The sequence below is a fragment of the Dactylosporangium sp. CA-233914 genome (assembly GCF_050942935.1).
Classification (GTDB): Bacteria; Actinomycetota; Actinomycetes; order Mycobacteriales; family Micromonosporaceae; genus Dactylosporangium.
The window spans coordinates 7,048,327-7,074,985 of the sequence record NZ_CP192030.1; the positions used below are offsets into that span (position 1 = coordinate 7,048,327).

At 71.2% G+C, this 26,659-nt stretch carries 23 protein-coding genes; 7 read left to right on the top strand and 16 right to left on the bottom strand.

Annotation, left to right across the window (positions count from 1 at the left end):
• Positions 1-116: 116 nt before the first annotated feature.
• Positions 117-1,775, bottom strand: a complete 1,659-nt coding sequence (locus ACQPY0_RS31645) for a M4 family metallopeptidase (protein ID WP_432968547.1) — start codon at positions 1,773-1,775, stop codon at positions 117-119.
• Positions 1,776-1,908: 133 nt separating this feature from the next.
• The gene (locus ACQPY0_RS31650) at positions 1,909-2,985 is read right to left on the bottom strand and encodes a glycoside hydrolase family 19 protein (protein WP_432968550.1); all 1,077 of its coding nucleotides are present in this window, start codon (positions 2,983-2,985) and stop codon (positions 1,909-1,911) included.
• A 148-nt stretch (positions 2,986-3,133) separates the two neighbouring features.
• Here ACQPY0_RS31650 and ACQPY0_RS31655 point away from each other — a divergent pair, with 148 nt between their 5' ends.
• Positions 3,134-3,619 carry a hypothetical protein gene (locus ACQPY0_RS31655; RefSeq protein ID WP_432968553.1) on the top strand — a complete coding sequence of 162 codons (486 nt, stop codon included), beginning with the start codon at positions 3,134-3,136 and terminating at the stop codon, positions 3,617-3,619.
• Positions 3,620-3,666: 47 nt separating this feature from the next.
• Here ACQPY0_RS31655 and ACQPY0_RS31660 read toward each other — a convergent pair whose 3' ends face one another.
• The 3 genes from ACQPY0_RS31660 to ACQPY0_RS31670 all read right to left on the bottom strand — a co-directional run bounded on the left by ACQPY0_RS31660 (position 3,667) and on the right by ACQPY0_RS31670 (position 8,550).
• Entirely contained in the window at positions 3,667-6,780 is a 3,114-nt protein-coding gene (locus tag ACQPY0_RS31660) for a GH92 family glycosyl hydrolase (RefSeq protein WP_432968556.1), read from the bottom strand.
• Between the two features lie 112 nt (positions 6,781-6,892).
• Positions 6,893-8,035 carry a hypothetical protein gene (locus ACQPY0_RS31665; RefSeq protein WP_432968559.1) on the bottom strand — a complete coding sequence of 381 codons (1,143 nt, stop codon included), beginning with the start codon at positions 8,033-8,035 and terminating at the stop codon, positions 6,893-6,895.
• Positions 8,032-8,550, bottom strand: a complete 519-nt coding sequence (locus ACQPY0_RS31670; protein WP_432968562.1) for a SigE family RNA polymerase sigma factor — start codon at positions 8,548-8,550, stop codon at positions 8,032-8,034. Before ACQPY0_RS31670 ends, ACQPY0_RS31665 begins: the two co-directional genes overlap by 4 nt.
• A gap of 415 nt (positions 8,551-8,965) precedes the next feature.
• Between ACQPY0_RS31670 and ACQPY0_RS31675 the strand changes: the two genes are divergently transcribed.
• On the top strand, positions 8,966-10,747 hold the full coding sequence (locus tag ACQPY0_RS31675; RefSeq protein ID WP_432968565.1) for a glycoside hydrolase family 76 protein: 1,782 nt from the start codon (positions 8,966-8,968) through the stop codon (positions 10,745-10,747).
• 55 nt (positions 10,748-10,802) lie between these two features.
• Positions 10,803-11,168 carry a helix-turn-helix transcriptional regulator gene (locus ACQPY0_RS31680; RefSeq protein WP_432968568.1) on the top strand — a complete coding sequence of 122 codons (366 nt, stop codon included), beginning with the start codon at positions 10,803-10,805 and terminating at the stop codon, positions 11,166-11,168.
• An 11-nt stretch (positions 11,169-11,179) separates the two neighbouring features.
• Here ACQPY0_RS31680 and ACQPY0_RS31685 read toward each other — a convergent pair whose 3' ends face one another.
• Positions 11,180-11,911 (bottom strand): hypothetical protein, encoded by a 732-nt coding sequence (locus ACQPY0_RS31685; RefSeq protein ID WP_432968570.1) that lies wholly within the window; start codon positions 11,909-11,911, stop codon positions 11,180-11,182.
• On the bottom strand, positions 11,908-13,227 hold the full coding sequence (locus ACQPY0_RS31690) for an AAA family ATPase (protein ID WP_432968573.1): 1,320 nt from the start codon (positions 13,225-13,227) through the stop codon (positions 11,908-11,910). The genes ACQPY0_RS31685 and ACQPY0_RS31690 overlap by 4 nt, the downstream gene beginning before the upstream one ends.
• A 181-nt stretch (positions 13,228-13,408) precedes the next feature.
• Between ACQPY0_RS31690 and ACQPY0_RS31695 the strand changes: the two genes are divergently transcribed.
• Positions 13,409-14,209 carry a hypothetical protein gene (locus ACQPY0_RS31695; protein ID WP_432968576.1) on the top strand — a complete coding sequence of 267 codons (801 nt, stop codon included), beginning with the start codon at positions 13,409-13,411 and terminating at the stop codon, positions 14,207-14,209.
• Positions 14,210-14,231: 22 nt separating this feature from the next.
• Here the strand turns inward: ACQPY0_RS31695 and ACQPY0_RS31700 are convergent, their stop codons facing one another.
• The 4 genes from ACQPY0_RS31700 to ACQPY0_RS31715 form a co-directional block, all read right to left on the bottom strand.
• Positions 14,232-14,831 carry a dihydrofolate reductase family protein gene (locus tag ACQPY0_RS31700; protein ID WP_432968579.1) on the bottom strand — a complete coding sequence of 200 codons (600 nt, stop codon included), beginning with the start codon at positions 14,829-14,831 and terminating at the stop codon, positions 14,232-14,234.
• Between the two features lie 207 nt (positions 14,832-15,038).
• Entirely contained in the window at positions 15,039-15,410 is a 372-nt protein-coding gene (locus ACQPY0_RS31705; protein ID WP_432968582.1) for a hypothetical protein, read from the bottom strand.
• A 71-nt stretch (positions 15,411-15,481) separates the two neighbouring features.
• Positions 15,482-16,027, bottom strand: a complete 546-nt coding sequence (locus ACQPY0_RS31710; protein ID WP_432968585.1) for a cysteine hydrolase family protein — start codon at positions 16,025-16,027, stop codon at positions 15,482-15,484.
• A gap of 250 nt (positions 16,028-16,277) precedes the next feature.
• Positions 16,278-16,712 carry a MarR family winged helix-turn-helix transcriptional regulator gene (locus tag ACQPY0_RS31715; RefSeq protein ID WP_432968588.1) on the bottom strand — a complete coding sequence of 145 codons (435 nt, stop codon included), beginning with the start codon at positions 16,710-16,712 and terminating at the stop codon, positions 16,278-16,280.
• A 135-nt stretch (positions 16,713-16,847) separates the two neighbouring features.
• On the opposite strand from ACQPY0_RS31715, the gene ACQPY0_RS31720 reads away from it, so the two are divergent.
• Positions 16,848-17,222, top strand: coding sequence for a hypothetical protein (locus ACQPY0_RS31720; protein WP_432968591.1), 375 nt, complete (start codon positions 16,848-16,850; stop codon positions 17,220-17,222).
• On the opposite strand, the gene ACQPY0_RS31725 is transcribed toward ACQPY0_RS31720, so the two are convergent.
• Entirely contained in the window at positions 17,219-19,717 is a 2,499-nt protein-coding gene (locus ACQPY0_RS31725) for a putative bifunctional diguanylate cyclase/phosphodiesterase (protein ID WP_432968594.1), read from the bottom strand. The genes ACQPY0_RS31720 and ACQPY0_RS31725 overlap by 4 nt on opposite strands.
• 80 nt (positions 19,718-19,797) lie before the next feature.
• Here ACQPY0_RS31725 and ACQPY0_RS31730 point away from each other — a divergent pair, with 80 nt between their 5' ends.
• Together ACQPY0_RS31730 and ACQPY0_RS31735 are read left to right on the top strand one after the other, a co-directional pair.
• Complete coding sequence (locus ACQPY0_RS31730) at positions 19,798-20,505, top strand: hypothetical protein (RefSeq protein ID WP_432968597.1); 708 nt, start codon at positions 19,798-19,800, stop codon at positions 20,503-20,505.
• 78 nt (positions 20,506-20,583) lie between these two features.
• Positions 20,584-22,017: a sensor histidine kinase gene (locus ACQPY0_RS31735; RefSeq protein ID WP_432968600.1), complete on the top strand. Its 1,434-nt coding sequence runs from the start codon at positions 20,584-20,586 to the stop codon at positions 22,015-22,017.
• A gap of 287 nt (positions 22,018-22,304) precedes the next feature.
• Here ACQPY0_RS31735 and ACQPY0_RS31740 read toward each other — a convergent pair whose 3' ends face one another.
• Genes ACQPY0_RS31740 through ACQPY0_RS31755 form a run of 4 tightly spaced genes read right to left on the bottom strand, consistent with a single transcriptional unit; the run spans position 22,305 to position 26,658 of the window.
• Positions 22,305-23,924: an amidohydrolase gene (locus ACQPY0_RS31740; protein ID WP_432968603.1), complete on the bottom strand. Its 1,620-nt coding sequence runs from the start codon at positions 23,922-23,924 to the stop codon at positions 22,305-22,307.
• A gap of 32 nt (positions 23,925-23,956) precedes the next feature.
• Positions 23,957-25,030: an ABC transporter permease gene (locus ACQPY0_RS31745; protein ID WP_432968606.1), complete on the bottom strand. Its 1,074-nt coding sequence runs from the start codon at positions 25,028-25,030 to the stop codon at positions 23,957-23,959.
• Positions 25,027-25,920 carry an ABC transporter ATP-binding protein gene (locus ACQPY0_RS31750; protein WP_432968609.1) on the bottom strand — a complete coding sequence of 298 codons (894 nt, stop codon included), beginning with the start codon at positions 25,918-25,920 and terminating at the stop codon, positions 25,027-25,029. The genes ACQPY0_RS31745 and ACQPY0_RS31750 overlap by 4 nt, the downstream gene beginning before the upstream one ends.
• Positions 25,921-25,968: 48 nt before the next feature.
• Positions 25,969-26,658 carry a response regulator gene (locus ACQPY0_RS31755; protein WP_432968612.1) on the bottom strand — a complete coding sequence of 230 codons (690 nt, stop codon included), beginning with the start codon at positions 26,656-26,658 and terminating at the stop codon, positions 25,969-25,971.
• Position 26,659 lies beyond the last annotated feature (1 nt).

Consider the following 26,659-nt stretch of genomic DNA (forward strand, 5'->3'; position numbering starts at 1 on the left):
GGCCCGCCCGCCCGGCGACGACAACCGCCGGCACGGCCCCGCCCCGGACCGAGACGGCTCCCGCCGGGCGGGACCAGGTCAGTCCCGCCCGGCGGGAGCCGGGGGGGGTCGCTCGATCAGCAGGCCGCGTCCGGTCCGGCCACATTGACCGCGGACCAGGCGCGCCGCACCGCCTGGTACTCGGCTGCGCACTGACCGTACAGGTCGGCCGCCGCCGACAGCGTGTAGGCGCGGGCGGTGTTGCCCGGGTTGGCGTCGTTGACGTACGAGGTGCTGGAGGTGAAGTAGACGTCCAGCGCGCGGTACCAGATCGCCGCGGCCTTGTCGCGGCCGATGCCGGTCACGGCCCGCGCGTTGCCGCAGACGGGGCTGGTGCCGTGCTGCGTCGTGCCCGTGCCCTCGGCAAGGTCGAAGAAGAAGTGGTTGGCCACGCCCGAGGAGTAGTGGACGTCGACGTCCTTCGTGCTCGCCGACCAGCAGCCGTGAGAGTATCCGTCCAGCGACGGGTTGTACATGTACCGCAGCGGGGTGCCGTTGCCGTTGAGGTCGAGACGCTCGGCGATGTCGTAGTCGCCCGGGTCGGCCGGGTTGTTGGCGTAGAACTCGACCATGGTGCCGAAGATGTCGCTGGTGGCCTCGTTCAGGCCGCCGGACTCGCCGGCGTAGGTGAGGTCGTTCGGCACGCTGTACTGCGTGATGCCGTGCGTCATCTCGTGTGCGGCCACGTCGAGCTCGACGAACGGGTGCGCGTTGTCGCGCCCGTCGCCGTAGTTCATCTGCTTGCCGTCCCAGTAGGCGTTCTCCAGCCGGTCGCCGACGTGCACGCGCGAGACGGCCCCGCGGCCGTTGTTGGCCACGCCCTTGCGCCCGAAGAACTTCAGGTAGTAGTCGTACGTCAGCTGTGCGCCGTAGGCCGCGTCGACCGCCGCGCTCTGCGGATCGTCGGCCTTGCCGTCACCCCACGTGTTGTCGGCGTCGCTCAACTGCGTGCAGGTGCCGTTGTCCGTGTGCTTCATGTCGCACACCGACGCCCGCCCGCGGGTGGTGTCGATGAGGCGGTATTGGTTGCCGAACTTCTGCGTCTCGATGCCGACCTGCCCGCTGTACAGGCCGTGACCGGTCCCCGTCACCGTCTCGATCTCGTCCCACTTGCCGATGACGGTTCCGGAGTGTGCGTCGGTGAGCACGTGCAGCCGCGACGGCGTCCGCCCGTCCTGCTGCGTGCCCACCACGACGCTCTCCCAGGCGAGCCGGCCGGTCCCGGTCGAGGCCTCGACGAGCAGCCGCTGCCCCTGCGTCTGCCGGGCCGTCCCCAGGAATGCCCCCTTGGCCTGCACGAGCGCTTCCTGCGCCGAGACCTTGGGCACGGTATCGAGCTTGAGCGGCTGCAGCAGCCCGTTGGAGCTGCCCTTGTACGCCCCCGAGGGCCCCGTGTGCACGATGATGTCCCCGCCGAAGACGGGCAACCCGTGGTAGGTGCGTGTGTACCGGACGTGCTTGGACCCGTCGGCATCGGGCTTGAACGCGAAGTACCCGAACCTGTCCTCGGGCGCGGCCTTGACGTCGGGTAAGTGCGCGTCGAGCAGCTTGCGAACCGGCGCGGCGGCGGCCGGCTCCGGTTCCGGGCCCGGCGAGGCGTCCACCTCGACGGTGTCCGACTCGGCACCGGCGGAGGCGTCCGCCGCGTGATTCACGGACGTCGGGGCGTTGTCACAACCGGCCAGGGCGACAGCCGAGACCGCAACAGCGATGAGTGCACGGCGAACGTTTGACATGGCCGAATACCTACGCGCCCCGCCCGTTCGCCGCTCGGTCGCCGAACCGACCTTGGCATGAACCCGGTAGTCGCACGCAGCATCCGCCCGATTCATGCCAAGGCCGGTCAGTCGATGACGAGGCCCGTGCGGGTCAGCAGGTCAGGTTGCCGCCCGCGGGCACGCCCAGGATGGCGACGAACTGGTTGTAGAGGTTCACCCGGCTCTGTACCTGCGCGGGGTTTCCGCCGTTGCACTCGATGCTGTTGATCGCCCGGATCGTGGTGCCGAAGCCCTGCCCGTTCACCATCGCGTTGTGCGACGTCGTGCCCGCGTTGCCGGTGCCGGTCATCCAGTACCACAGACCGGTCTGCCACGAGATCGACGAGTTCGTCGCCACCAGGTCCGGGTTGTTGAGCAGGTCGACGCCGAGCGCGTCACCCGCCGCCTTGTAGTTGAAGTTCCAGCTCAGCTGGATCGGGCCGCGGCCGTGGTACGCCGACTGGCCGGCCGGGCACCCGTACGGCTGGCTGGTGTCGCAGTAGTGGGGCCAGTTCGCGGTGTTGATCTCGTTGATGTACACCAGCCCGCCGGTCTCGTGACTGACGTTGGCCAGGAACGCCGCGGCCTCCTGACGCTTGACCGTGTCACTGCCGGTCGTGGCGAACGCGGGGTACTTCTTCATCGCATCGGTCAGCCCGGCGTACGTGTAGAAACCGTTCCGGCTCGGGAACATCTGGTTGAACTGGGCCTCACTGACCACGAAGCCGGTCGTGCCCCCGCCACCACCACCGCCGCCACAGTTGTACGGCGACCAGAACCAGGTGCTGATCGTCGGGTCGTAGCCGGGGTTCTCGTGGGTCGCCTGGTAGTACAGGCCGTTGGTGTACCGCACGATCGCACCGACCGCGTACCACTGCCCGGCCACCCAGTTCGGGTAGCTGCACGAGCCCGTGCCGCCCCCGCCGGTGCCGCCGCCGCAGGAACCGTTGTCGGCCCACACGCCGGAGCCGCCGGTGCTCGGCGCCTCGTACTGCGTCCACCACTTGGCGGTCCAGTTGTGACCGTTGTACGACGCCTGCATGCCGCCGGTGTACACGGTGCTGTTGACATAGGCCGGTGCGCAGGCGGTGGCCGCCTGGGCGGTGGCTGCCGGCAGGAACGCGGCCACGGCGGCGGCGATCGCCACGCCCACCGTGGCCACGAGCGCGAGCAGTCGTTTCTTGGGCATGGTGGAACTACCTTCCCGTGAGCGGCGGGTGATCCTTGCATGGACAGATGTCCATACCATTAGTAAACAAAACTTAGCATTTTGTAAAGACTGTTACTTGATTACCCTGCGCGACGCGGGGCGGAACCGGATGGCAGGATGCCGGGGTATGGAGATTCTGCCGGGTGAGGGTGTGGCGGCCGCGAAAGTCGGACAGCGCCGGGACGACGTCGAGGCACGGATCGGGGCACCCGTGCATCCGCGGCGCAGCAGCAAGGCCGTCTACAACACCACGCCCATGCTGGTGATCTCCTATTACGACGACGACACCGTCGAACTGGTCGAGATCGGATACTCCGGCGACGGCGGCGAGGAGGTGTTCTTCGACGGGGTGCAGCTGACCTACCGGTTCATGGACGACGTCGTGGCCGATCTCGCCGCGCGCGGACACGCCTACGAGCCCACCGACATCGGATACCGGTTCGCGCCCGGCTTCGCCATCTTCTCGATGGGGTCGCGGTGGGCACTCGACCTCGACCCGAACGCGAGCGAGGACGACCCGCGGCGGATCGTCGAAGGCGTTTCCGTCGCGCCCTACGAGTACTTCGACGAGATCGACGATGAGGACGAAGACGACGAAGACGAGGACAACTAGGAACGTCGGGGGCGGCCGCAGGCGCGGCCGCCCCCGACAACAACCCGTTACGCGTACGCCTCGATCTCGTAGATGCGCGCCGCGTTGTCCGTCGTCTGCGTCGCGGTGATGACGTTGAGCCGGACGTAACGGCCGGTGACGTTGACCGCGTGCGTGGTCACGTCGGCGGTGTTGCCGCGGGGCGAGGCCACCGTGGTCCAGGTCGTGCCGTCGCTGGACACCTGCAGGTCGAAGTCGCGGGTGTCCCACGAGGCCGACTCGCCGCCGGCGCCGGCGTGCCGGACGACGATGGAGCTCAGGTGGTTCGAGGCGCCCATGTCGACCTGCAGGAACTTGTTCGTGCCGAGCGAGCACCACTTGTCGGAGTTGCCGCCTGCGACCGAGCCGTTGACCGCCTTCTCCGGGCCCTCGCTCGAGGCGCAGGAGGAGTCGGCGGTGGCGGCCTTGTTGAGCAGGAGGTTGCCGCCGGTCGCGGCGCCGTACACCTCGAACTCGTAGATGCGGGCCGCGGCGTTGCCGTCGTTGGCCGGCGTGGTGATGTCGACCTTCACGTAGCGGGCGGTCCGCGCCGTGAACTGGTTGAGCGTGCGGCTGGAGCGGTTGCCCGAGACGGTCGCGGCCTGGCTCCAGTTCGTGCCGTCGGTGCTGGTGGAGATGGTGAACGCGCCGGTGTTCCAGCCCGTGTTCTCCGCACCGAGGCCGGCGTGCTTGAGCACGACCGCGCCGACGCTCTGGTTGGAGCCGAGGTCGACCTGCAGGAACTTGGTCGCCGCCGCCGAGCAGAACTTGCTGTTGTTGGCCAGGCTGCCGTCGACGGCCTTGTCGGGCGACTCGGCGGCGGCGCAGGTGGCCGAGCCCGTGGCGGTCTTGCCCTGGGCCAGGTTGGTGCCCAGGTTCGGCGGGGTGGCCGGCTGGGTCGCGCCGTCGGCGAAGGACGGCGGGACGTCACCGGCGCCGGTGCCCCACGACGACGGGCTGGTGCCCATCGTGTACTGCAGGGTGCCACCCGCGGCCAGGTCCGGGTAGCGCAGGTAGTTGTGCGAGACCGAGGAGCCGTTGAGGGTCAGGCCCTGCACGTACTGCGACGTCGCGCTGCCGCCGTTGATCTGGATGTTGCCGGCCGAGCGCTGGACGAGGATCGACGGGAACGACGGGCCGTGGATCGCCAGCGTGTCCGCGCCCGGGGTGGCCGGGTACATGCCCATCGCGGACCAGACGTACCACGCCGAGGTGGCGCCGAGGTCGTCGTTGCCGGGCAGGCCGCCGGCACCGGTGGTGAACGTCTCGTTCATGACGCGCCGCACCGCGGAGGAGGCGCCGGCCGGGTACTGGGCGAAGTTGTACGCCCACGGCACGCCGTGCTCGGGCTCGTTGCCGAGGTAGAAGTACGGGCGGGACAGGCCGGCGTTGAGCTCGGTGAAGTGATGGTCGAGCCGCTGCTTGGCCGTCTGCGGGCCGCCCATGAGGTTGATCAGCCCGGCGAAGTTGTAGGTGACCATCCAGGTGTACTGCGCGGCGTTACCCTCGGTGAAGGGGCTCTCCTGGGCCGGGTTGAGCGGCCACGGCCACGTGCCGTCACTGTTGCGCGGGTGGATGAAGTTCGACTCGGTGTTGAACGTGTTGCGCCAGTACTGGGCGCGGGTCATCGCCGAGTTGTAGGTGGTGGTGTCGCCGACGGCCTTGGCGAACTGGGCCACGGCGAAGTCCGACGCCGAGTACTCCATCGAGTCCGACGGCGCGCCCGGGATGTACTTCTTCGACTCGTACTCGGCCTCGCGCCCGCGGATCGGCGAGCCCTGCGCGCCCTGGCCGGCGATGGCGTTCTTCATCAGCTGCAGCGCGGCGGCCGTGTCGAAGTCGCGCGCGCCGAACTGGTAGGCGCTGTCCACGATGATCGGGCCCGGGTCGCCGGTCATGACGAAGTCCTCGTTGGTCTGCTGCGACCACTTGGGCAGCAGGCCGCCCTGCTGGCCGTCGAGGACCATCGACTTCATGATGTCGCTGGTGACGTCGGGCGCGATGAACGCGATGAGCGCGGCCCACGAGCGGTAGATGTCCCAGCCGGAGTAGTTCTGGTACACCGGGTGCGTCGCCGTGTGGATCGCGTTGTCGAAGCCGCGGTACTGCCCGTTGACGTCGCTGGCGATGTTCGGGTTGACCATCACGTGGTACAGCGCCGTGTAGAACTTCTGCAGTTCCGCGGCGCTGCCGCCGGTGACCTGGACGCGGTTGAGCGCGGTGTTCCAGGCGTTGCTGGCGTTGGTCCGCGCGGTGTCGAAGGCCGCGGTCTCGGCGTTGCGGTTCGCCGTGGCGTTGGCGACGCTGACGAACGACACGCCGATCTGGGCGTTGACGGTCGCGTTGGACGTGGTGTCCCAGGTGACGAAGCCGCTGGTGCTCGCCGATCCGTTGGTGATCGTCGAGCCGTTCCAGGTGCCGAACGACGACGGGGCCCGGTCGAAGTGGATCGAGAAGTAGATCGGGTACGTCTTCGACGAGCCGCAGAACCCGCCGGCCGTCACGTTGCCCGTGACGTCGCTGCCGGAGATGCTGATGCTGCCGCTGCGGTTGCCCGTGGCGCTGCGGCTGGTGTTGATCAGCAGCCGGGCCTGGTTGGTGGAGGGGAACTGCAGCCGCATGACGCCGGTGCGGGTGGTCGAGGTCAGCTCGACATCGGTGCTGTACTTGTCCAGCCGGTTCTTGTAGTAGCCGGCCTGGGCGGCCTCGTTGCTCTTGGTGTAGGCCGAGGCGTAGCTGGTCCACGCGGTGCCGGGCGAGGAGCCGAGCGCGCCGGTGACCGGCAGCAGCCCGATGTCCTCGTTGTTCGGGCAGCCGGCCCCGTTGAAGTGGGTGAGGCTGAACTCCTCGATGGTGCGGTCCTTGTCCCGGTAGCCGGACGGGGACGCCGTCGGCGTGTCGGGGCTGAACTGGAGCATGCCGAAGGGCACGGTCGCACCCGGGAAGGTGCTACCGCCGGCACCACCGCCGACCGGGTTCGGCGAGTTGCTGTCGTCCGTGCCGATCAGTGGGTTCACGTATTGGGTCAGGTTGAGGTCGGCGGCCTGAGCGGGGGCCGCGAACTGCACGACCGCGAGGGTGCTGCCCAGCAGGGCGGCTCCCGCGCCGGCGAGCAGCCGGTCGACCTTGCGGGGTCGGGACATGGTGTCTCCCGTTCGGTGGCGGTGAGGACGGGAGAGCGCTCTCGAAGCATATTCATAGTCCCTGATCCGGATTCGGTCAATATTTGTCAATACAACGCAGGTCAACCCGTCGTCAGCCGGTGCAGTGCCACAGGAACGGCGCGCCGCCGCCGTTGTTCTTCGGTTGCCGGGCGGCCCCGGCGGCAACCCGGCCGTCGGCGCTGATGGTGCCGGTCAGGTAGCTGCTGTAGCCGGGCGGCAAAGCCAGCCGGCGCGGCGAGCCGACACCCCAGAGCACGGCACTGCGGGCCCCGCCGTAGAGCATCGTGCCGTCGCCGGCCAGGCCGACCGCCGCGGCCTGAGACACCTCGACCCGGGTGGCGATGGCCGGCTCGTCCAGCCGCCACCGGACGCTGTTGCCGAGGTCGGCGGCCCACGACCCGGCGATCGCGCCGACCGTCCCGTCGGCCTGCCGATCGGCCAGCGGCAGCTGCCGGCCGGTGCCGTCGGCGCCCCACAGGTACGGCTTGGGCGAGTTGTCGATGGCGCCGAGGAACCCGCCCACGCGGCCGTCGTCGGCGATCGACAGGGCGCCGCCCTCCTGGTTGCCGGGCGTGGCCAGCAGCACCGGGGCCAACGGCTCCTTGAACCGCCACAGGATCGGCCGGCGGTTGCCGTCCGCCGGGTCGTAGTAGCCGACGACGTCGCCGCCGGCGTTGATCCCCATCCCGTAGGTGACCGACTGCGCGGAGGCACCCTGGGGCAGCGTGAGGACGACCTTGTAGTCGCGCCGCAGGGTGATCGCGCGCAGGCGCCCGTCGACGGTGGCGGTGGCGACCGCGGCGCCCTTGGCGCTGATGCCGTGCAGGGCGATGATGTCGATGTCGGTGTAGACCGCGTCGATCACCCCGTCGTGCCAGATCACCGCGCCGTTGCGGTCGCTGAGCCGGGCCGCGGCCCAGTGCCCGGTCGGGTCGACGACCGGCGCCAGCAGCTCCCGCCCGTCGGGCACCGGCAGCAGGTCCACCGTGCAGGCCGCGGTCGGGGACGCCGTCGGGACGGGCGGGTCCGGGATTGCCGGGCGAGCGGCGGGGCGGGTGCCGGCAACCGCGGCGACGCCCGCGGTCAGGACGAGGACCAGCGCGAAGGCGGTGCCGACAATCGCGTTGCGGCGCCGCCGGACCCGCCGCCGCCCGGCCAGCACCAGGCCCTCGGCGCTCAGGCGGGTGCCGGGCGCGTCGTCGTCACGCAGGGCGCTCAGCGGGTTGGAGCTCATGCGGCACCGCCCTTCAGCGCGGAGAAGTCCTCGACGTTCAGCAGCCGGCGCAGCGACTTGAGCCCCATCGAGGTCTGGCTCTTCACGGTCCCCTCGGCGCGGCCGAGCACGGCGGCGACCTCCTCGACCGGCAGGTCGCACAGGAAGCGCAGCACCAGGACCGTGCGCTGCCCCTCCGGCAGTGCCCGCAGCGCCTGGCGCAGCACCACCCGCTGCTCGACGCCCGGGGACTCGGCCTCCCGCGGTGATTCCGGGGGTGTACCCCACAGATGCACCCGGGCCCAGAACCGCCGCCGGTCCGACAGCGCCGCGCGCACGACCATCGTGTGCACGTAGGCGTCGAGGTTGGCGACCTCGCGGATGCGCGACCAGCGCTGGTACAGCGTGGTGAGCGCGTCCTGCACCGCGTCGTCGGCGCGGTGCCGGTCGCCCACGAGCTGGTAGGCGATGCGGTGCAGGCGTGGCAGCTTGGTGGCCACGTACTGCGTGTAGTCGTGTTCCAGGTCCGGTCGCAACGCTTGCGATCCCTTCGGCAGGCGGTCACAGGGTAGAGGCGCCCAGTGACCCGCCGGGTTGGGTCCGAATTCGATCTGTCAATGATTGGCAGAAGTATCGCGGAACTTTCATCGATCCAACAACTTCGAACAGGTACCGATGAAAATCCATCGCGATCGTTGACACATTGCGTCGGAAAATGTTTGCTACGTCACGTGAACCCGCCGTTGCACCTGGTTCACGATCGGCTGGGGCAAGTGGAACGGTACCGACGCCGACCACCTCCCCGGCCGCATCGACCAGGTGAAGGTCCGGACCAGGGCATTGACGGATGTCGCCGTCCGAGCAATCGCCTGAGGGGATCCTGCCTCTTGACCGAGAGCTGAGCATCGACGTACAACGTTGTGAGAGCGCTTTCTGTAAAGGAAGTTTCCCGTGGCCGCCATCCAGCGCACGCTCGCCGTCCTGCTCCTGCTCGTCGCCGGCCTGGCCGTCAACCTCGCGGTCGCGACCGGCCCGGCCCAGGCGGCGAGCAGCCTCTGCGCCCAGTACTGCGACACCCGCGACCCGTCCCAGGCCCGCCAGGAGACGTTCCCGGCCGGAACACTGCTCGTCAACAACCGGCAGATCCGCCTGCACCTGTCCGACCTCGACGGCATGGCATGGGGCAGCATCGATGCCGGCACGCAGGGCGAGTCGGTGTGGCTGGACCGCTCGTTCGACGGCGGCGCCACGTGGGAGGGGCTGCTGGGCAAGGCGTCCATCCCGGGCACGTGGACCGGGACGCGCACGTTGATGTACAACCTCTCGGACCCCTCGCACCACCGCCGCGGCATGATCCGGGCCTGCGGCGACGCCCACGCGGTCGCCTGCACCTCCTGGGTGCACGCCTCGGTGTGCAACGCGACCTGCGACAACGCCGGCGCCGGCACGGACGCCGAGGCAGTGCGCACGGTGACGCTGAGCGGCCGGTCGATCTCGCTGCACTTCGACTCCGCCGGGATGGCGTGGGGCACGATCACGAACACCAAGGCCGGCGACGAGGTCTGGCTGGACCGCTCCTTCGACGGCGGCGCGAGCTGGCCGGGTGGCTCTTCCCTCGGCCGTACCACGAGCGGGCGCACGAACGGCTTCAACGCGACCGACCCCACCTCGCTGCTGTACGGCGGGGCGGTGCGCGCCTGCGGCCGGGCGGTCGAGGGCCAGAACGGGGCGTGCACGGCCTGGGCCCGCCCGTCGAGCAACCGGCTGCGCGCCGCGGCCGACGCGCTGATGTACTCCTACGACCCCTACCCGGCCTGGTTCCCGTCCAGCTGGTGGAACTCGGCCGTCGCGGTCACCGCGATCATCGGCTACACCCGCCGCACCGGGGACCAGACCTACGCTCCCCTGGTCCGGCGCACCTTCGACGTCAACCGGGTCGCGTTCCCGGCCGGTGCCCGCTCCTCCGACCCCGTCGACGGGCACTTCATCAGCCGCTCCATCGACGACACCGCGTGGTGGGGGCTGACCTGGATCGACGCCTACGACCTCACGCACGACCAGGTGTACCTCACCGAGGCGGTCGCCATCGCCAATTACGTCGCCGGCTTCTGGGACACCTCCACCTGCGGCGGCGGGGTCTGGTGGGACCGCGAGCGCACCTACAAGAACGCCGTGACGATCGGCCTGTACCTGCGCCTGACCGCCGCCCTGCACAACCGGATCGCCGGCGACACCGCCTGGCTCGACAAGGCCGTCACCGGCTGGAACTGGCTGCAGAACAGCGGCATGATCAACGGCTCCGGCCTGGTCAACGACGGCCTGACGAGCGACTGCCGCAACAACGGCCAGACGGTCTGGACCTACAACCAGGGCCTGGCCATCGGCGCCGCGATGGAGCTCTACCGGGCAACCGGCACCGCCACGTATCAGGACGCGGCCCGCCGCCTCGGCACCGCCGCGCTCAACTCTTCCCTGGTGCACAGCGGCATCCTCACCGAGTCCTGCGACCCCGGCCAGTCCTGCGACGACAACCAGAAACAATTCAAGGGCGTGTTCATGCGGTACCTCGCCGAAGCCGGCCAGTTCCAGTCCTTCGCCGACACCCAGGCCAACACCCTGTGGTCCGGCCGCGACCCGATGAACCGCATCGGCAGCCACTGGGCACCCCCGTCCTCGCCCCCGGACTGGCGCACCCAGGCCAGCGCCCTGCAGGCCCTGCTGGTGGCATCATGATCGGCCACTCCGGTTCACGCACCGCTCGTCGCCGCAGCGATGCGGAGGCGGCGGCATGAGCGCCCGCAATGCGCGCCACGTCGGCATCCTGTTGCAGCTGCGCTCCCGCCCGTGGGTCTCGGCCGCGGCCCTGTCCTGCCGCTTCGGCGTCGACGTCCGCACGATCTACCTGGACATCGACCTGCTGACCGCGGCAGGCCTGCCGATCGAGGCGGTCCCGGGCCGCGCGGGCGCCTACCGCCTGGCGGCCCACGCGTCCCTGCCGCCGGTCGAGGAGACCTTCGGCGACTCGATCGAGCCGCTGGAGGTCTACCTGCGCGGCGCCCGCAGCCGCGAACAGCTACGCCAGTTGGGCCAACGCGCCTACGCCCGCCAGCAACGCCTCCTCCTGCACCGCCTCGACCGCACCCGCACGGCCTGAACCGCCGGCGGCTACAGGCGACAGCCGGGAAACACCGACCTCAGCACCGGACGATTGTGCAGCGCATAGCGAATCAGCTCCGGTGCAACGCCCTTGTGCCCGAGCCGGTCAGCGACGACGTCGTGCGCGAAATGGTGAAATGCGTCGACAACCGGAAGGAAGCGCAGATCCTCCAGATCATCGGTGTCGACCAGGTGCTTCTCCCGCGCCGCCTGAGCAAAAACTCGGATCACGCCGCGCCACGACCGATACCGCGCCTCGATGAGTTCGCTCCGGGCGTTGAGTCCCAGCACATCGATGGTCTCGCGACCCTGCGGCGTAAGGTCGATGAAGTGCCCCGTGCTGGCGAGCGTCATATGGTCGGCGGAGTCGTCCACGCTAGGGTCCAGCAGGAGTGGATGCCCCGCCGGATCGACCGGAAACCGCTCCTTCTTCGCCTGTTGGTTGCAGAAGCCGCAGGCAAGCAGGTGGTTGTTCCATTCGAAGGTCTGCACCGGATCGCGGGCGATGGGCACGAAGTGGTCGACGTCCGTGCCCCGGCTTTCGTAGCAGTACATGCAAAACGAGGGGCGGGCGCACATCCCGAGAAGTTGGGCCTTGAGCTGCCGGCGTGCGCCAGTCGCATCGCTCCAACTTGTCCGCGCCGTCTGTTGAGGGGTCGCGCTGGCCACGATCTTCGCGGTCCTGTCGACCAGGTGTGCAGCGAGCTGCGCGGGGAGTGCCCGACGCGTGATCGGGATCAAACGTCGTCCCCCAGCGCGTCGCGCACCCGGCTGCCGGGCGATGGCGAGAGGGCCTCGGACAGCCTTGCCAGTTCGGCAAGGTCCTCGGGTCGCGCCTGGCCACGAATCGCCAGACGTTCCAGCCGGGTCAGCGCGGACCGCAGCTCGTCGACCCGCTCAGAGTACGGCGAGTCCAGTCCGAAGAGCTCCGTGAGGACGGCGTCGTCGCCGCTTCCGTTCACGACGCGACGGAACAGTGCCTCATCGGCGACACGGGGCGGGAAGTCGTCCCCCGGTCCTGGAAGCTGGATCAGACCGCCCGGCGACGCGCTTTGGCAGATGTACGGGCTGTGGCTTGTGACGATGAACTGGATGTTGGGGAAGTGTGCCAGCAGCCAGGGTCCGATGCGCTTCTGCCAGGAGACGTGAAGGTGGACGTCGATCTCGTCGATGAGCACGATTCCCGGCGTTGCAAGGATCGGCCGGCCGTCGTCGACCCACTCGATACTTCCGTCGAAGCATTCGTTGATCTGTCGCACGATGTCGGTCACCAGCGCCGTGATGGTGCGGTATCCGTCGCTCATCTCGTCGATGCGGATGGCCGAACCGGATTCCCTGGTGATCCACAGGCCGTCCGGGTCCACCCGGTCGACTGTGTAGCCGTCGGGAAACAGGCCGTCGTTGAGAAGGCCGATGACACGGTGCTCCAGCTCGGCATAGCTCGCGCGGCCGGAACGGGCACGATAGTTGGCCTGCTGAAGCCACTGCACAGTCTCGGCGAGAGTGGCATCCTCGCGAAAGAGCGTTGCGAAGCGCGCCGTGGTCCAGTCGCCGGCCATCAGGCGCGCGGCCTCGCCGCTCGTGCGGGTCATGCGCCGGAACGGGCCGTAGCCTGCGGCGAACCAGCCGGTCGGTTCCGGGGACCACAAGGATCGCTCGGCCTTCTGGTCGCGGGCCTCGCGGTGTGTGTCAGCTTGGGGTCGTGCTCGCGCGCCCTTGGTCTGCTCCCACCGCAATGCGGCCGAGAATGACTCCTCGCCTTTTATGATGTCCGTGCTGACCGTCGCCACCGACTGTCCGTGACTCACCCAGTCGCGGTCCCCGTCGGTCAGAATGTTCGCTACTACCGGGCCGGCCAGCACAGTCGCGGCGGCGCGAAGCAGCGTCGTCTTTCCTGACCCGTTTCGACCGGCAATGACGCAGAATCCGCGGTAGCGGTTGGACGAGTGCTCATCGTCGGTGTTCCGCTCGAAACGGAGGTCGACGGCGCGAGAACCGTGGAAGCCCCGCACTCCCCGGATGCGCAGGCGATGCAAGTACACCGACAAGTCCTCCACCGAATTGCCATTCGTGCTCTGTTGTTCGCACTGTTTCGCCGACAGCAGTCTACTGCCGAGCCGAATTAGGGACCGGCGTCGCCGCGTTCCGGACCCGGCGCCGTGCGCGAGCCGGGGTGGCGCGGCTTGGCTATCCTCCCGGTGGGCGGCACGGGGCCGCTCACTGGGAGGAAGTTCTTTCATGAAGTCCACACGAGCCGCGCTGCTGGCCGTCGTGCTGTCCGGCGCGCTCACCGTCACCGCGGCCTGCGGCGACAAGAAGGACAACGAATCGTCCGCTCCGGCGTCCGGCGCATCGACCAGCGTCCAGGTGTCGCCGTCGGCCGACGCGAAGACCGAGCTGGCCGACGCCTTCAAGAAGGTCAGCGGCGTCCCGCTCGCCTACACGGCGACGACCGAGACGGGCACCGTCTCCTCCGCCAAGCTGACCGGCTCGAGCGACCCGGCCAACAAGGCCAACAGCGGCAAGATGACCATCACCGCGCAGAGCCAGAACATCGACGCCGAGGTCATCGTCGTAGGCACCGACCTGTACCTGAAGATGGGCCTGCCGCTACCGGGCGTCGACCCGAAGAAGTGGATGTACATCGACGGCTCCAAGACGTCGCTGAGCAAGCTGGGCCTCAACCCGGACGACCCGGCCAACATCAAGGGCATCAACGACGCGCTCGTCACGGTCGAGAAGACCGGCGCGGGCGCGTACAAGGGCACGCTCGACCTGACCAAGCGCAACCTCCCGGCCTCCAGCGCCGCCCTGATCCAGCAGATGGGCGCCGCCGCGAAGTCTGTGCCGTTCGAGGCGTCGGTCGGCGCCGACGGTTACCTCACCTCGATGAAGATGACGATGCCTGCCGCCGGCCAGGTCCCGGCGACATCGTCCGTGTCCACGTTCAGCGACTTCGGCAAGCCGGTCACGATCACCAAGCCGGCCGCCGCCGAGGTGCAGCCCGCCCCCGCGGCGCTGCTCGCGCAGTTCGCCTGATCCCTGGCCTCGCGCTACGCCGTCAGTCCCGGCTGACGGCGTAGCGCAGGTGCGTGACGAGCTCGGTCTGGCGCGCCTCGACCTGCGTCAACCGGGTCAGCCCGACCTCGTCGAACAGCCGCTCGCCCCGGCCGAGCAGCACCGGCGCGACGTGCAGTCGCACCTCGTCGACGAGCCCGGCGGCCAGGAACTGGTTGGCGGTCGCGGCCCCACCGGCGACGTGGACGTTGCGCTCCCCCGCCGCGTCCCGGGCCAGCTTCAGCGCCTCGTGGACCCCGCCGGTCACGAAGTGGAATGTGGTGCCCCCGGCCATCGGCAGCGGCCCGCGCTCGTGGTGGGTCAGCACGAAGACCGGCACGTGGTACGGCGGGTCCTCGCCCCACCACCCCTGCCAGCTCAGGTCCCACTCCCCGCGCCCCGGCCCGAACATGTTGCGCCCCATGACGAACGCCCCGGCATCATTGAGGGCGGCGATCTCAGCGGCGTTCTCGTCCGCCGCATCGAACATCCACCGATGCAGCGCCATGCCAACCCCCTCCCCGAACGGCTGCTCGGCACTCTGATTCGGCCCGGCGACGAACCCGTCCACCGACGCGGCCATGTCAACGACAACCTTGCTCATCTCGGCAGCCCTCTCAACCGGGTGCGGGTCCTGTCCCGCTTCACCCATCGGTCGGAGGCACCCGCCCGGTCTCGACATCCGCCCGAAAAGAATCTTGCGAAACGATCCGGCGGCGCTGCCAATCGAGGAGGAGTACGTCGTCAGCGACACCGCGCTGCATCTGGGCAGCGGCTGGCTCACCGACACTGCGGCCTCGCCGCCGAGGGCTCAGCTCATCATCCACATCGGTGCGAGCACGAGCAGGGCAGCTGCGATGACGGCCAGCACGACCCGGAGTCTGCGTAGACCGCGCCACCACGGGACCAGCCACAGCGACAGCCAGACCGCGGCGAAGAGCAGTACATGCCAGCCCAGAACGCCGAGGGTGGTCTCCTCGCAGCCGTTGTCGGCCAGGTCCGCCGCGCACAGCGGCGGTGGCTGGTCGCTCTGGTCTCCGAGCAGTGCGACCAGCCCGAGAACTCCGGCGGACACCGGGGCCACCACGATCGTGACCAGCGGCGTCAGCAGCCACCAGGCCAGGTCACGACGCCGATCCAGCCGGCCGGCACGGGGCAGTTCGGCGGTGTCCGTCTCCCGCATGACGAGCACGGTACGGCCTCGGCACGCCCCCCCGCAGTCCCGCGGACGCCGGACCGAGGGAACGATCGTGGTCAACCCTTGATCCAGGCGTCGGTGGTCGTCACCTCGGCCTGGCGGGGGAAGATCTTCTCCGTCAGCACCCGGTGGACCTCCTCGTCGGTGTCGGCGCAGGCGTCCGCCAGGACCGTCAGGCGGTAGTCCAGGTCCGCGGCCTGGCGGAGCGTCGACAACACGACGCCGCTCGTGGAGATGCCGGCCAGGATCAGGTGGTCGGCCGCGGCGGCGCGGAGCAGGACGTCCAGGTCGCTGCCGGCGAACGCGCTCACCCGGCGCTTGGTGATCACCGGCTCGGTCGGGCGGGGCGCCAGGTCCGGGTGGATCTGGGTGGCCGGCTGGTCCTGGGTCATCGTGTCGCCGGCGTCGCGGAGGCGGCCGAAGATCGGGTGGCCGGCGGACACCTCCGGGTAGCCGGGGCGGAACGCGACGCGGGCGAACATGACCGGGATGCCGGCGGCGCGGGCGGCGTCGACCGCGCGGACCGCGTTGGCCAGCGTGGGGGCGAACTCCGGGCGACCGGCGATGCCTTGCTGGAAGTCCATGGCGAGCAGGACGGGCATGCGGTGTTCCTTTCCTGGGCGGCGGCCGGCTCCGGCCGTCCCGCGCGGGACGGGGACCGGTCGGCGATGGTGAGCAGCCGGACGTCTCGGCGGTGTCGCCGGAGAAGGCGCCGAGGTACGCGAACGTGCGCGGCAGGCCGCCGGCCGATCGGCACCAGCGAGACGGCGATGATGGAGGAGTTGATCGGGTTCATGATCGCCCCGAGGATCATCGGGGCGATGCGGCGCCGGTCGGCCCGGTCGGGCGCGGTCACTGCTCGCCGAGCTCGGCCAGCAGCGCGAGCGCCTCGTTGATCACGGTGAGCTGCTCCTCGCTGTAGCGCCGCTGTATCTCCTGGGCCAGCCACTCGCCGCGGTCGTGCTTGTCCGCGGCCGTGCGCCGCCGCCCGGCCTCGCTGAGCGTGATGATGTGCCGCCGGCCGTCGTCGGGGTCGGGGGCGCGCTCGATCAGGCCACGCTCCTCCAGGGCGTTGAGGGTCGCGGTCATCGACTGGGAGCGGACCCCCTCGGCCAGCGCGAGCACGGTCGTGGAGGACGCGCCGTCGCGGCGCAGGCGGAGCAGGACCGACGCCTGGGACGGGGTCAGGTCGCCCGAGGGCAGCCGGTGCAGGCGGGCGCGCAGCCTGCGGAACAGCACAACCAGGTCCCGGGCGGCGGCGGCCGCGGCGGGGGTCACCGCCTCCATGGGCCAACCTCCGTCGATTACCTACGTAAACATGCTACGTAGTTAACCTACGAATATCCAATCGGGGGACCCGGGACGGATGGTCCGCGCCGACATCGGCCCGACCGGCTGAGGCCATGGGGCACCATTCGCGGAATGGCGAGCGAGAAGTGGGAGTACGGCTTCGTATATTTCGTCTCCACCCAGTCCGAGGAGCAGCGCCAGCTGCGCAACCACCCGGACCGGTCGCGGCGGGCGCTCGAGTACGGCCTGGCCGCCGTCGTCGTCGACGGCAGCATCCGGTCGCAGGCCGTGCCCGGAAAGGTCGCACTGCTCGGGCGAGCTCGGCGACGACGGCTGGCAGGTCGAGAACGGCATGAGCCTGGGCTCGTCGCTGCCGAACTGGCTGCGCGAGGCGGTACAGTCGGCGGTCGCGGACTCACTGCCGGGCGGGGCGATCGAGCATTACATGCGACGGCGCCGGGCGCCCAGCGCCTGACCAGCGAGGCCCGGGCCGGCATCAACAACTAACCGGGGACGCGGTCGCGGTCCTGGCGCAGCCACGCGGCGGCGTCGGCCTCGGGCATTGGCCTGGAGTAGAAGTACCCCTGCCCGAACCGGCAGCCCATGTCGCGCAGCAGGTCGGCGTCCGCGGGCGCCTCCACCCCCTCGGCCACGACGCTCATCTGCAGCGTCGCGGCGAGCTGCACGATGCCGCGCACCAGCGCCAGCTGTTTGTCCGACACCGCGATCGTGTCGACGAAGGACTTGTCGAGCTTGAGCGTGTCGACCGGGACGCGGTGCAGGTAGGACAGCGACGAGTACCCGGTGCCGAAGTCGTCGATCGAGACTCGGATGCCGGCCGCCCGCAGGCGCGAGATGTCGGCGGTGATCTCGTCGTGCTCGTCGAGCAGGAGGCTCTCGGTGATCTCCAGGTAGAGCCGGTCCGGGGCGAGCCGATGCCGCGAGAGCGTGGCGAGCACCAGGTCGACGAAGCCGGTGGTGCGGAACTGGCGGACGGAGACGTTGACGCTGACGTACACCTCCGGCCAACCGGCCACCGTCTGCACGGCGCGGTCGAGCACCCACGCGCCGAGGCGCACGATCGCGCCGGTCTCCTCGGCCAGCTCGATGAACTGGATCGGCGGGATCATGCCGCGCTGCGGGTGGTGCCAGCGCACGAGGGCCTCGAAGCCGGCGGTACGCCCGGAGGCCAGCTCCACGATCGGCTGGAAGTGCAGCAGGAACTGCCCCGACTCGATCGCGCCCTCCAGCTGGGCGCGCAGCTGCCGGCGCGCCGCGACCTGGGCGTGCAGCTCGGCCTCGTAGCGCCGCCACCGCCCGGTCCCCTCGCGCTTGGCCGCCTGCATCGCGATCCGGGCCTGCTCCAGGTCGGCGCCGACCCCGGCGCAGGCGGTCACCCGCAGCACGCTGCCGCCGGCGACGAACGGCCCGTCGAACGTGGCCAGCACCCGCTGCGGGAAGCCCTCCCCTTCCGGCACCGTGACGGCGAACTCGTCCGCGTTGAGCCGGGCCAGCACCTCGTCGCCGGCCACGCCCCGCAGCCGCTCGGCGACGGCCGACAGCAGCTGGTCGCCGGCCTCCTGCCCCATGGCGTCGTTGACCGCGCCGAAGTCGTCGACGTTGACCACGAGCACGGCCGCGTCCGGGCGCTCCTGCAGCGCGTCGGTGAAGCGCAGGCGGTTGCCGAGGCCGGTGAGCGGGTCGAGGTACAGCCGCTCCAGGTGGTTGATCTCGCGGTTGAGCGCGATCCGGTCGAGCATGCTGGCGGCCTGCCCGGCCAGCACCGGGACCGCCTCCTGCAGGTCGAGCAGGGCGGGCTCGGCGGCGGCGACGTACAGCTGTCCGAGCTCCCGGTCGCCGACCGACAGCGGGCTGCACAGCGCCAGCTCCAGCTCCGCCAGCCCGGCGGCGACCTCGGCCGGCAGGTCCCGCACGTACGCCAGGCCCGCCGCCCGCCCGGCCGGTGCGCCGAGCGTGAACACGACCCGGTGCGCGGCGCCCGGCTCCAGCAGCCGCGCGACGGCCCGGTGCACGGCCGCGCGCACCTGCCCCTCGTCGGTCGTGCTGAGCAGTTGCTCGCAGGCCCGCCGCAGCTCCCGCTCGCGGGCCATGGTTTGCCGCAGCCCGGTCACCGCGATCGACATGCGCCCGAGCGCGAGGACGATGAGCACTCCGGAGGCGACAGCGACGACCGCCCCGTCGTGGATGGGCCCGCGCACCGCCTGAACGAGCAGGACCACGGGGGCGATGAGCGAGGCGACGCCCAGGACGATTCGGCGGTACTCCACGGGCGCCCGCCCCACCCGCGGCTCCGTCAGCCGGGTCATCGACGGGTGCAGCGCGGCGGCCCCGCCGGCCAGGTAGAACCCGAGCCACGGCAGGTCCGCGTACGTGCCGGCGGTCCAGTCGCCGGCCAGGCGGCGCAGTCCGAAGAGCACGTCGCCGGCGAGCAGGCCGCCGATCGACACCAGGAGCAGGACCACGGACCAGCTGCGCGGGACCGCCAGGACCAGGCGCGCCAGCAGCGCCAGCACGAGCAGGTCCACCAGGGGGTACGCGATCGAGACGGCCTTCGCCGCCACGCCGAACTCGTCGTGGTGCAGGTTGCGGTCGATCAGGTACACCCAGGCGAGGAACCCCGCGGCGGTGGTGAGGATCGCCGCGTCCAGGGCGCCGGCCCGGTCGCGCACGGCGGTGCCCTGACGGCTCAGACGCCACAGAGCGAGCACGAGGACCGGGCTGGAGACGACGAGGTACCACGCGTCGGCGAGCGACGGGAAGCCGCCCACGACCTGCGCCAGCGCGGAGCCGATCGCGAACGTCACGAAGTTGAGCGCGAACAGCACCCACGGGTCCGTGCGGCGCGGCCGGTGCCCGCGGACGCCCCGGATCACCGCGACGACGGCGGTGGCGGTGATGGCCAGCGCGGCCGCGCCCATGGCGGCGGGGACGGTCACGTACACGGCGAGCAGCATCAGCGACCACACGCCGTAGCCGATCATCGCGCCCCCTCCGGCCTGCTAATCGGTCGCGGTGTGGGGTTGTTTAGATGTATTCGGCGCGGGCGGTAGGGTACCGGCGTATGGAGTCGAGCGTCGAGCCGTTGTCCGTCGGGATGCAGGTCGGGCTGCGCGTGCCTGTCATTCTCATCGGGCTGGCCGGGGTGCTGATGGCGCTGTTGCTCGTGCGGCGGCTCGGGGCGCTGTCCGGGATCCTGGCGGCGGCCGGGAGCCTGCTGATCGCGGCCGACCAGGCGGCGAACATCGCGTGGGTGCTGCATGTGCGGTCACTGACGTCGGGCGGGGACCTGGACATCGACACGTTCAACACGGTCAGCAATGCCTATCTCGTGGCCGATGCCATGCTCATCACCATCGGGGTCGCGTTGGTCGTGGTGTCGTTGCTGGTACGCAAGCCGTCCTCGCCCGGTGCCGCTGTGGCGGCCGGCCCCGGCTTCCCGCCCGCCGGCCCCGGGTTCGGGCTCCCTCCCGGGCCGGGCTCCCCCGCGTCCGGGTTCCCCACGCCCGGCGCCCCCTCGCCCGGATTCCCCGCACCCGGCGCCGCCTCCCCCGGGTTCCCATCGTCCGGCGCTGCCTCGCCCGGATTCCCCGCGCCTGGCGCTACCTCCCCCGGGTTCCCATCGTCCGGCGCTACCTCCCCCGGGTTCCCCGCGCCTGGCGCTACCTCCCCCGGGTCCCCGGCGCCCGGCGCTCCTTCGCCGGGTGGTCAGGCGCCGCAGGCGCCCTGGGACGCACCGCCGCCGGGACAAATGCCTCCTAACGCCCAATAGCTTGACAATTCGGACGTCGAAAAACCGTCACACCCCCGCCGTAGACTCCCCGCAGAACCACGGGACGGGGGTGGACGGATGACCGAGAGCCTGGTCGGCGAGGCCTGGCAGCGCGCGATCCCGGACCCCCGCCGCCTGCGCATCGACGTCGTCGTCGGCCTGATCGTCACCGCCGTGGCCCTGCTCAACCTCACCCTGACCAGAAGCACCGGCACCTATGCCTTCGGACCACCGCCGCCGCTTGCCGAGCAGCTCCTCTGGACGGTCCTGGTCACCCTCCCGCTGTGCTGGCGCCGCCGCGCGCCGGACGCGGTGGCGGTCTTCGTCGCCGCGGCCTACATCGCCGGCCAGGTCCGCCACTCCCCCGAGCACCAGCTGAGCGCGGGCTCGCTGTTCGCGGTGATCTACACCCTGGGCGCCTGGGGCCGCGACCACCGCCGCTCGTCCTGGCTGCGCGCGGGCATCATCGCCGCGATGTTCATCTGGCTGGGCATCTCCTACCTGATCGCCATCCCGCAGCTGTCGGCCGCGGAGTTCACCGGCGCCGACGGCCCGGTCTCGCCGATCCTGGCCGTCGCGGTCAACGGCGTCCTGGTCAACGTGCTGGTCTTCGGCTTCGCCTATTACTTCGGCGAGATCGCGTGGACCGCGGAGCGGCGCCGCTGCCAGATCGAGGACCAGTCGAAGCAACTGCTCGCCGCGCACGAGGAGGAGGCCGCCCGGTCGGTCCTGCACGAGCGGCTGCGCATCGCCCGGGAGCTGCACGACGTCGTGGCCCACCACGTCTCGGTGATGGGCGTGCAGGCCTCGGCGGCCCGGAGGGTCTTCGACCGCAACCCGCCCCAGGCCAAACAGGCCCTGTCAGCGGTGGAGCAGAGCGCCCGGACCGCGGTGGACGAACTGCACCGGATGCTGGGCCTCCTGCGCAACTCCGACCACCCCCGGCGCGACCCGCCGCCCTCCCCGCCACCGTCGTCCCCGGCGGTCCGCACCGAGCCCGGCTCCTCCCGGGCCGCGCCGGATGCGCACGGCCGGTCCGCACCCCCGGACCTGCCGGTCTCTACCGACGGCTCCCCGGCCACCGCCCCCTCCGCGGTGGGCCTGCACCGGGTCCCGGAGCTGCTCGACTCGGTCCGCCACGCCGGCCTGGAGACCTCCCTGGGCATCTTCGGCGACGCCGTCGACCTGCCGGAGTCGCTGTCCCTGGCCGGCTACCGCATCGTCCAGGAGGCCGCGACCAACACCCTGAAGCACGCCGGCGCCACGAAGCTGGACGTGCGCATCCGCTACCACGCCGACGAGCTCGAGCTGGACGTCGCCGACAACGGCCGCGGCCCGACCCGCAGGGCGGCGGGCGGCCTGGGCCTGATCGGCATGCGCGAGCGGGTGGCCGCCCACGCCGGCACCCTGGAGACCGGCGCCCGCACGAGCGGCCCCGGCTTCCGCGTCCGCGCCCGCTTCCCGATCCACCGCCCCGCCCCGGCTCCGCCGTGGCCCGAACATATCGGCTGAGTCGGCCCCTGCGCTCACCCCGTCGGGTGCCGCCCACGCCCGCCCGGACAATTCGCCGCCGACCGTGTCTCGGTGATGCGCCCGTCGCCCGCCACACCTCCTGCGCCACGTCGCCGGTGTCGGCGGACGGCAGCATGCGCCGCGCGTACGCCGACACCGGGTCGTGCCAGGCCCGCACCAGGGCGGCGGACGCGTCCCGCTCGCCGAGCTGGCAGCGGACCACCAGCAGTTCGTCAGTCATTCCCGCCTCCCTCACCCAGCAGAGTCGGGCGAAGGAGGCAGCAGGTTCACCGTTCGTGGACCACGGTGCCGTCGACGAACACCAGGTCGGCCCGAACGGCGTGCAGCTCGGCGTCGGGCCGGAACGGGTCGCGGTCCAGGACGACCAGGTCGGCGGCCTTGCCGGGGGTCAGGGTCCCGGTCTCGTCGTCGAGGTGGCTGACGTAGGCGGAGCCGGCCGTGTACGCGGTCAGCGCCTGCTCCAGCGTCAGCGCCTGCTCCGGCAGCATCGGGGTCTGCGCGGCCGGCCACGCGGACTCGGCGGAGCCGGGCGGCTCGGTGCGGTGGACGGCGACGTGGATGGCCGGCCACGGGTCGGGAGTCGACACCGGCCAGTCGCTGCCGGCCGCCAGGCGGCCACCGGAGCGGGCGATGGCGCCGAACGGGTACTGGTGCGGGACCCGTTCGGCGCCGAAGAACGGCACGCACAGGGTGTCGTTCTGCTCGTGGTGGGTGGCCCACAGGGCCTGGATGTTCGCGGTGACGCCGAGGGCGGCGAAGCGGGGGACGTCGTCGGGGTGCACAACGTGCAGGTGCGCGATGTGATGGCGCCGGGTGCCGCCGCTGGCCTCCACCGCGTCGAGGCACTCGCGGACCGCGCGGTCGCCGATCGCGTGGAAGTGCACCGCGAAGCCGGCGCGGTCCAGCTCGGCGACGAATCCCTTCAGGGCGGCGGGTTCCACGTTGGACGTGCCGCAGAAGCCCTTGCCGACGTAGGGCTGCAGCATGGCGGCGGTGAAGTTCTCGGCCACCCCGTCCTGCATGATCTTCACGATGCCGGTGCGGAAGCGGCCCCGGCCGGCCTCGGCGCGGCGCTGGACGAAGCGCTCGATCTGCTCGGCGCCGCGATCGCGCTCCCACCACAGGGCACCGGCGACCCGCGCGCGCAGCCGGCCCTCGCGCTCGGCGCGCAGATAGGTGCCGAACTGGTCGCGGGCGCCGGCATAGGCGCCGACGATCGCGTCCTGCCAGCCGGTGACGCCCAGGGAGAACAGGTACCGCTGGGCCTCCTCGAGCGCCCGGTCGTAGTCGGCGTCGGTATCCTGCGGCAGCAGCGGGGCCACGAGGTCCATCGCGGCCTCATGCAGTACACCTGAAGGAGAGCCGTCGTCGTCGCGCTCGATGCGGCCGTTGCGCGGATCCGGCGTCGACGCGTCGATGCCCGCGCGGGCCAGGGCGGCGGAGCTGACCCACGCGGAGTGGTGGTCGCGGTTGGGCAGGAAGACCGGGCGGCCGGGGGCGGCGGCGTCGAGGTCCTCGCGGCGCGGGAGGCCGCCGGGGAAGGCCGACATCGACCAGCCGCCGCCGGTCACCCAGTCGCGGCCGGGGTTGGCGGCCGCGTAGGCGCCGACGGCGCTCGCGTACGCCGCGCGGTCGTGCAGGTCCGACAGGTCGCAGCGCAGCCGCTCGAGGGCGCCGCTGACCGGGTGCACGTGGGCGTCGTGCAGCCCGGGCACGAGCAGGCGGCCGCCCAGGTCGACGAGGTCGTACGGGCGGCCGTCCAGCGCCGCGACGACCTCGGCGCGGCGGCCCACCGCGACGATCCGGCCCCCGTCGGCCGCGAGGGCCTCGGGGCGCGCCCCGTCGCCCGTCCAGATCGGCCCGCCCGTGAACACCAGCCCGCCCATGGCGCCGGATTCTACGGGGCGACCCCGGCCGCTCAGACGCTGCGCAGCTCCCGGTCGCGCCACGCGGCGGCCCAGGACGTGCGGCCGTTGGTCCGCAGCAGCGAGCCCTCGTAGAGGCGGGCCCCGGCCAGCAACGCCCCGGCCGTCGCGGCGGCGAGGACCACCAGGGACACGAACGGCTCCCAGCCGGCCGCGGAGCCGTCGAAGAGGCGCACGGGCATCGCGGTGGGCGCGGAGAGCGGCACGTACGACAGGATCCGCATCACCAGCGGGTTGTCCTGCAGGAAGATGACCAGGAAGAACGGCAGCATCACCGCGAGCTGGACGGGCATGCCCGCACCGCCGATGTCCTCCTGCCGGTTCACCAGCGCGCCCACGGCGGCCCACAGCGAGGCGAGCATCACGAAGCCCAGCACGAAGAACGGGATGAACCAGCTCATCGCCGGGCCCAGCAGCGGCAGCAGCGCGTCCCCGCCGTCGGTGAACTGCGCGCCGGCCACGCTCACCGCCGCGATCAGCGCGACCTGGGCCAGCGCGAGGGCGCCGCCGGCGAGGACCTTGCCGATGAGCAGGGCCCGCACCGGCACGGCCGCGACGAGGATCTCGACCATCCGGGTCTGCTTCTCCTCGGTCACGCTCTGCGCGATCTGCAGGCCGAAGGTCAGCGACGTGAAGAAGAAGACCATCGCGAATACGAACGGGATGAGGAACGCGGCCACCTCGTCGACGGCATCGGGATCCAGCAGTCGTACGTCGGGCGCGACCGACAGTGCCCGGACGATGTCACCGGGCGCGGACTTCATCGCCAGCACCTCGGGCTTGCCGCCCCGGTCCACGACCGCGGCGTCGGCGTCCCCGTCGCGCACGACCTTCTCGGGGTCGGCGGCGACCTTGACCTCGAGCCCGGCCGCGCGCAGCGCCGGCTCGTACGGCGAGGCCTGCACCACCGCCACCGACGACGGCCCGCCCGCGAACATGGCCGGCAGCACCATCGAGCCGAGCGCGAGGACCAGGAAGAACAGGGTGCTGAACAGGAACGTCTTGTCGCGCAACTTCACCTTGAGCTCGCGCGCGGCGACAAGGCGAACCGCCTCCACCAGGTTCATTGGGTCACCTCTCGGAAGATCTCGGCGAGCGAGGGAACGACGGGGCCGAACGAGCGAACGGGGCCGCGGGCCAGCGCCTCGCGCAGGACGACCTGGTCGTCCGCGGTCTCGGCGAGGTCGAACACGGCCCGGTCGCCGTCGAGGTCGACGACGGTGACCCCGGCCTGGTCGCGCAGCCAGCCGGCGTCGCCGTCGACGCGCAGCTGGTAGCGCGGCTCGGCGTAGCGGGTGCGTAGCTCGTCACGGGTGCCGGTGGCGCGGATCCGCCCGCCGGCGATGATGACCAGGTCGTCGCAGAGCCGTTCGACGACGTCGAGCTGGTGGCTGGAGAAGAGCACCGGCACCCCGGCCGACGTGCGCTCCCGCAGCACGCCGACCACGACGTCGACGGCGAGCGGGTCCAGCCCGGAGAACGGCTCGTCGAGCACGAGCAGCACCGGGTCGTGGATGAGTGCCGCAGCGATCTGCGCGCGCTGCTGGTTGCCCAGCGACAGCTGCTGCAGCGGGTCGTCGGCGCGCTCGCCGAGCCCGAGCCGCTCCAGCAGGTCCGCGGTGTTGCCCTTCGCCCGCTCCGGCGACAGCCCGTGCAGCCGGCCGAGGTAGACCAGCTGCTCGCGGACGCTCATCTTCGGGTACAGCCCGCGCTCCTCCGGCATGTAGCCGATCTGGCGCCGCTCCTGCTTGTCCAGCGGGGCGCCCCGCCAGGTGACCGATCCCGAGTCGGCGGCCAGCACCCCGATGATGATCCGCATCGTCGTGGTCTTCCCGGCGCCGTTGGCCCCGACGAACCCGGTCATGCGCCCGGCCCGCACGTCGAACGTGACGTCCGAGAGCACCGGCCGGTCGCCGAAGCGCCGGTTGACCTCCTCCACCCGCAGTGCGTCGCTCATGATGATCACGGTAGGCGCTCGGGCGCCCGGGCGAATCCGGCTGACGATTTACCCGCGGGGTCCGTCGCGCGACGGACCCGGCGTCACCACGCCGTGCTCGTAGGCGAACACCACGGCGGCGGTCCGGTCCCGCAGCCGCAGTTTCGTCAGGACCCGGCTGACGTGCGTCTTCACGGTCGCCTCGCCCAGGTGCAGCCGGGCGGCGATCTCCGCGTTGGTCGCCCCGCCGGCCAGCTCCACCAGCACCTCCCGCTCCCGCGGCGTGAGCTCGGCGAGCAGTTGCTCACCGCCGCCGGCCGCGCGCCGCCCGGGCCGTGCGAAGGCCGCGATGACCCGCCGCGTCAGCTCCGGGGCCAGCAGCGCGTCCCCGCGCGCGAGGACCCGCACCGCGTCGACGAGCGCCTCGGGCGTGCCGTTCTTCAGCAGGAACCCGCTGGCCCCGGCCTCCAGCGCCGCGAAGAGATAGTCGTCGCGGTCGAAGGTCGTGAGGATCAGTACCGCGGGTGCCGCCCCGGCGGCCGTGATCTCCCGGGTCGCCGCCAGCCCGTCCAGCCCGGGCATCTCGACGTCCATGAGCAGCACATCGGCGGGCGTGGTACGGGCGAGCTCGACGGCCTGCCGCCCGTCGGCGGCCTCCCCGACCACGGTGAGGTCGTCCTCCGTCTCGAGGATGACCCGAAACCCGGTGCGGACGAGCTGATGGTCGTCCGCGAGCAGCACCCGAATCACGCCCCGCACG

Excerpts from the sequence above, each read along its gene's own strand:
- ACQPY0_RS31705 (WP_432968582.1), bottom strand. The coding sequence starts at position 15,410 with ATGCGGGAGACGGACACCGCCGAACTGCCCCGTGCCGGCCGGCTGGAT.
- ACQPY0_RS31665 (WP_432968559.1), bottom strand. The coding sequence starts at position 8,035 with ATGAGCTCCAACCCGCTGAGCGCCCTGCGTGACGACGACGCGCCCGGC.
- ACQPY0_RS31715 (WP_432968588.1), bottom strand. The coding sequence starts at position 16,712 with ATGGAGGCGGTGACCCCCGCCGCGGCCGCCGCCGCCCGGGACCTGGTT.
- ACQPY0_RS31695 (WP_432968576.1), top strand. The coding sequence starts at position 13,409 with ATGAAGTCCACACGAGCCGCGCTGCTGGCCGTCGTGCTGTCCGGCGCG.
- ACQPY0_RS31645 (WP_432968547.1), bottom strand. The coding sequence starts at position 1,775 with ATGTCAAACGTTCGCCGTGCACTCATCGCTGTTGCGGTCTCGGCTGTC.
- ACQPY0_RS31735 (WP_432968600.1), top strand. The coding sequence starts at position 20,584 with ATGACCGAGAGCCTGGTCGGCGAGGCCTGGCAGCGCGCGATCCCGGAC.
- ACQPY0_RS31740 (WP_432968603.1), bottom strand. The coding sequence starts at position 23,924 with ATGGGCGGGCTGGTGTTCACGGGCGGGCCGATCTGGACGGGCGACGGG.
- ACQPY0_RS31650 (WP_432968550.1), bottom strand. The coding sequence starts at position 2,985 with ATGCCCAAGAAACGACTGCTCGCGCTCGTGGCCACGGTGGGCGTGGCG.
- ACQPY0_RS31700 (WP_432968579.1), bottom strand. The coding sequence starts at position 14,831 with ATGAGCAAGGTTGTCGTTGACATGGCCGCGTCGGTGGACGGGTTCGTC.
- ACQPY0_RS31730 (WP_432968597.1), top strand. The coding sequence starts at position 19,798 with ATGGAGTCGAGCGTCGAGCCGTTGTCCGTCGGGATGCAGGTCGGGCTG.
- ACQPY0_RS31745 (WP_432968606.1), bottom strand. The coding sequence starts at position 25,030 with ATGAACCTGGTGGAGGCGGTTCGCCTTGTCGCCGCGCGCGAGCTCAAG.
- ACQPY0_RS31720 (WP_432968591.1), top strand. The coding sequence starts at position 16,848 with ATGGCGAGCGAGAAGTGGGAGTACGGCTTCGTATATTTCGTCTCCACC.
- ACQPY0_RS31710 (WP_432968585.1), bottom strand. The coding sequence starts at position 16,027 with ATGCCCGTCCTGCTCGCCATGGACTTCCAGCAAGGCATCGCCGGTCGC.
- ACQPY0_RS31660 (WP_432968556.1), bottom strand. The coding sequence starts at position 6,780 with ATGTCCCGACCCCGCAAGGTCGACCGGCTGCTCGCCGGCGCGGGAGCC.
- ACQPY0_RS31750 (WP_432968609.1), bottom strand. The coding sequence starts at position 25,920 with ATGAGCGACGCACTGCGGGTGGAGGAGGTCAACCGGCGCTTCGGCGAC.
- ACQPY0_RS31725 (WP_432968594.1), bottom strand. The coding sequence starts at position 19,717 with ATGATCGGCTACGGCGTGTGGTCGCTGATGCTGCTCGCCGTGTACGTG.
- ACQPY0_RS31680 (WP_432968568.1), top strand. The coding sequence starts at position 10,803 with ATGAGCGCCCGCAATGCGCGCCACGTCGGCATCCTGTTGCAGCTGCGC.
- ACQPY0_RS31655 (WP_432968553.1), top strand. The coding sequence starts at position 3,134 with ATGGAGATTCTGCCGGGTGAGGGTGTGGCGGCCGCGAAAGTCGGACAG.